This window comes from Okeania sp., from assembly GCF_983059655.1.
Map to the genome: position 1 here is coordinate 1 of NZ_CEZPJD010000678.1, position 4,363 is coordinate 4,363.

Annotated in this window: 4 protein-coding genes; 1 reads left to right on the forward strand and 3 read right to left on the reverse strand. The window is 35.0% G+C overall.

Annotated features, from left to right (window positions below):
- Positions 1-518: 518 nt before the first annotated feature.
- Complete coding sequence (locus AC3DU7_RS26485; RefSeq protein WP_488042258.1) at positions 519-1,046, forward strand: ferric uptake regulation protein; 528 nt, start codon at positions 519-521, stop codon at positions 1,044-1,046.
- 185 nt (positions 1,047-1,231) lie between these two features.
- On the opposite strand, the gene AC3DU7_RS26490 is transcribed toward AC3DU7_RS26485, so the two are convergent.
- The 3 genes from AC3DU7_RS26490 to AC3DU7_RS26500 form a co-directional block, all read right to left on the reverse strand.
- Complete coding sequence (locus AC3DU7_RS26490) at positions 1,232-2,680, reverse strand: peptidoglycan-binding domain-containing protein (RefSeq protein WP_488042259.1); 1,449 nt, start codon at positions 2,678-2,680, stop codon at positions 1,232-1,234.
- A gap of 776 nt (positions 2,681-3,456) precedes the next feature.
- Complete coding sequence (locus tag AC3DU7_RS26495) at positions 3,457-3,633, reverse strand: hypothetical protein (RefSeq protein WP_192901198.1); 177 nt, start codon at positions 3,631-3,633, stop codon at positions 3,457-3,459.
- Between the two features lie 232 nt (positions 3,634-3,865).
- The gene (locus AC3DU7_RS26500) at positions 3,866-4,294 is read right to left on the reverse strand and encodes an SH3 domain-containing protein (RefSeq protein WP_488042260.1); all 429 of its coding nucleotides are present in this window, start codon (positions 4,292-4,294) and stop codon (positions 3,866-3,868) included.
- Positions 4,295-4,363 lie beyond the last annotated feature (69 nt).

Consider the following 4,363-nt stretch of genomic DNA (forward strand, 5'->3'; position numbering starts at 1 on the left):
GGGGAGTGGGGGAGTGGGGGAGTGGGGGAGAATTATTGATAGATAGTACCACATTAACTACAGAATCTGCTGTATTTATTCTTCCTTCTTACCGAATAATTAAGTAGGTATTATACCAATTCCCAAAAATAATTCTATACTTCGCTATGGAACTTCAGCTATTAAGTAATAATAATGGTTGAATAATGTTTATGACTATTCTCGGCATTAAACCAAGATATATTATCTCCTTTAGCCCTACTCCCTACTCCCTACTTTCAAGGAGATGTAGCAATACTTTTGAGAAATGGTATTAGAGAGTATTTATCAAACAAATAGTAGCAGAGTAGCACACTTAAAACTGTGCAATAGATTTTTGTTTCTAGGGGTCTTTATCTCCCCATCCCCCCATATCGCACAATTATCTCAGGCACAGAATAATTCTAGTAGAGAAGCCAATTTTCAATAACACCTTTTTTTGACAATCGTTTAGTTATTGTGTATGATTATCAATAGGCATACATTTTTGATAAAATACCGTGGCCCTTTATACACCATCTTCATTTAAAGCAGAACTAAATGACAAAGGTTGGCGAATGACTCCCCAACGGGAGACCATTTTGCACGTTTTTCAAAATCTTCCTAAAGGCAATCATCTGAGTGCCGAGGATCTTTATAATATGCTACAAAATCGGGGTGAAAGAATTAGTCTATCTACCATTTACAGAACTTTAAAGTTAATGGCAAGGATGGGAATTCTACGAGAACTAGAACTAGCGGAGGGACATAAACATTATGAGATAAATCAACCTTATCCTCATCATCATCACCATCTTGTCTGCGTACAATGTAATAAAACTGTTGAATTTAAGAATGATTCTATTTTAAAAATTGGTCTGAAGCAGACAGAAAAATCTGGTTTACATCTATTAGATTGTCAATTAACTATTCATACAATTTGTTTTGAAGCCCTAAGAATGGGCTGGCCTTCTCTCGTATCTTGTGAATGGTCTTGTCCACGAGCACTTGCAGATGCAGAAAACTCTGAATCAAAAAACTCTGAATAAAATAAACAACCCCACTTAATCTCTGAGTGGGGTAATTAATTGAAGTCAGAAGTCAGAAGTCAGAAGTTAGAAGTCAGAAGTTATTTTTATCGGGATTTGAGTAAGCCTCCAAAGACATTTCGCCAATCAAGGCTGGTTTGCGCGACCAATTTATTTTGATTAAAAAAAAATTATAAATCTAATAATTAGTTTCCAATATCTTTAGCACTTAAACCATAACGCATTTGAGCTTTCGCCACTGCTGCTCTTGTTTGTGAGTTGTAAACACCATTCAATGGACCAAAATAAAATCCCTGTAGCCGAAGTCTCTTTTGTAATTCTAAGATGTTTGCTTTACTACCTATATATGTAGCTTGCCGTTTGGAAGTGCTTGGAGCGATCGCCATAGGATGCCTTAAAGCCTGTAGTGTATTCATTGTTGCTACTCCATTGGCGTTTTTTCCCACGTCTTGCTGAAAACGTCTTACTGCAAACTCAGTAGCCTGTCCAAAAACACCATCAACAGTACCAGGATAATAACCCAATCTTGTTAATAAAATCTGGAGTTGTTTTACAGCCAAACCTCGATCGCCTCTTCTGAGGACACTTGAGTAAGAGTATTGCCTACTGGTGTAGTTTTGCCTGGAATAAGACACAGGGCCTGGGGGTAGAACTTGACTAGGACTAAATAAGAATGCCTTAGTTGTTGGTCCTACTATACCTGTAGGAGTAATTCTATTTATTTTTTGAAATTCAATAACTGCTATCTCAGTACTTTGATCAAAATAGTTAGTTATTCGTCCTTGATAATAACCTAAATTTTTTAAACGTTCTTGTAATTTTCCTATCTCTACACCTGTTTCTCCAGGTCGAAGAAATACTCTCTCCGTAGGAACAGGTCTAGTGCCAAACAAATATTCTCTCGTAGTAATACCTACCTGACCAGTCGGCGTAATTCTATGAACATTTTGAAACGCGATCGCTGCAGCTCTAGTATTTTGGTCATAAATACTATTGATTGGACCTTTATAAAACCCTAGTTCTGCTAATCTTCTTTGAATAATTGCTACTTGAGGGTTAACTTGTCCAAAAGATAATACTCTTGTTGAATAATTTAATAGGGAAGAATTAATTTGGTTAGACCTCTTACCTACAAATAATAGTGACCAAGTATTAGGTTCAATTTGTCCTGTTGCTGTAATACCGTTGTCTTGCTGAAACTGTCTTACAGCTCTTTCTGTAATGGGGCCATAAAAACCAGTTAGATTAGCAGAAAAATAGCCTAATTCTCTCAGTTTTCTTTGAACTGCAGCTACTGTTGCAGCTTTATCTCCACGTCTTAGATAAACTGCACTATTAGGGGAAAGAATTGCATCGCTTTCTGGTCTAAAGTTAGAAGTGCCAGAAAAAAAAGAGTTTGTTGCTACTTGTTCTTGGTATGTTTGGCTATTAAAATAACTATTTGTTTTAGGGTTAGGAATTTCTGGCCTTCTAGCCCAACTAGAATCAATAATAATTAAATTAATCATCATTATTGATAAAAAGTTTATGTAAGCGAAGCTAGACAGTTTATTCCATTTAAGTCCTTCAATAAGTTTGAAGTCTTTATTTTCTTGATTAGCCAGAAAAACTTCTATATATGCAAGGGATTCCATAAATTTTCCTGGGGGACTTTAAAATTTTAATACTAACAAGCTAAATTTATTTCTCTTGTTATCTTACATAAGTTATACCAATTTTATGTGAGACTGCACAAAATTCTGAAATTGATTACTTGTCTTTTTCAATCTACAGTCATTTCAGTTATCAGTTATCAGTTATCAGTTATCAGTACCTCTGCCTGTTTGCGCAGCATTCCGCACCGAAAGTCAGAGGCTTGAAATATGGAACTTGATTTTCTCTTGGTCGATTGGATATGGCGAGGAGACCCATCCATCCCTCGACCGCTTTTTCATTCCCTTGAAAGGGGAGGCTTGAGACCTTATTTTTTGGTCAAAAATATATTCAAATATTCAAACAACTTTCCCTATTAACAGGTAAGCATTCAGCTATTAGCTATAAGCTCGAGCGCAATAAAAATGAATGAAACAAGTACTCGTTTAACTTCTACTACATTTTCAACATATATGGAAAGAAATGTAGCTGTGGCTCGCGCTTACTGCTTAAGGTTAAGTAATGGGCAATTCTATTACTCATACTTTTAATTCTAAAGCTGATTGCTGATTGCTGACTGCTGAATGCTTACTTTAACAGAGAGGCTCTTTTTTCTCCTTGAAATACTTTTCTATTTTAATTTATGTAATTCGTTCTTAAACTATGGTTAGGGATATCAAATTATTAGTACAATAACCTACTGAAAGAATATATACAGGTTAATTTTATTTCAAATTTCCTATCTAAAATTCTATCATTGTATTGTACTAAAAAATGCTTAGACTAAACCGGCACGATCAAAAATCAAAGCTACTAAAGCAGCAAAAATAGTTATTCCTAAAGCAGTTAAAGGATTTTGACCTTGACTTACAGCGAAGGAAGTCACCACACCAGCTCCTAAAGCAGCAGTAACAGCAGCAACTAATGGGTCACGGTTTGAACGATTTTTGTACATAATTATTAATCCCAGATAAATTTTTTAAACAATTCATAACTAACAATGTTGTCTAAACCTATCACTGAATTAATAACTAAGATGGAGATTATCCTGGTTTTGCAATTAAGATTTAGATTTCTCTAAATTTCTTAACAAATCAGTAAGCATTCAGCAGTTAACCATCAGCTATCAGCTATTACTTTTAATTTAGGATAAAAGCTTTATTAATTGTCTTACTACAATAAAGAATCTACTCCAATTTTTCAGTATTACCACCTGATACCCATCCTGTACGATTACTACCATCATCCACTCGAACCTTTTGCCATCTTTTATCTGAACTTTCTTCCAAAACTATAACTTTCTCTTTGTAAGAAATACCACCAATACGATTAGCATCTCTACTAGGAGTATCTCGCAAAATCAAACCAATAGGCTCAACTACAATAGCTTTGTAAGCTCCAGGATCTAATTGATTAGATAAATTTGTATTTGTAGCTCCTGAAGAAGACGTACTCACTTTTTGGGCGATAGGTTTTTCATTAGTAAATATTGGTTTTTCAGGCGTTTTTGTTAGTTTTGCCGCAAAGTAGAGAGCTGCTGCTACACTAGCACCAGTCAGCAATAGTATTGCTAAAATAAACCCTACTAAAAACTTGAAGAAGCTATAAAAATTCATAATTTTATGGCGCTATGCGCTAGGTCATTTCAGTTATCAGTTATCAGTTATCAGTTATCAGTTATCAGT

Coding starts and splice junctions, on each gene's coding strand:
- AC3DU7_RS26490 (WP_488042259.1), bottom strand. CDS start 2,680: ATGGAATCCCTTGCATATATAGAAGTTTTTCTGGCTAATCAAGAAAAT.
- AC3DU7_RS26495 (WP_192901198.1), bottom strand. CDS start 3,633: ATGTACAAAAATCGTTCAAACCGTGACCCATTAGTTGCTGCTGTTACT.
- AC3DU7_RS26500 (WP_488042260.1), bottom strand. CDS start 4,294: ATGAATTTTTATAGCTTCTTCAAGTTTTTAGTAGGGTTTATTTTAGCA.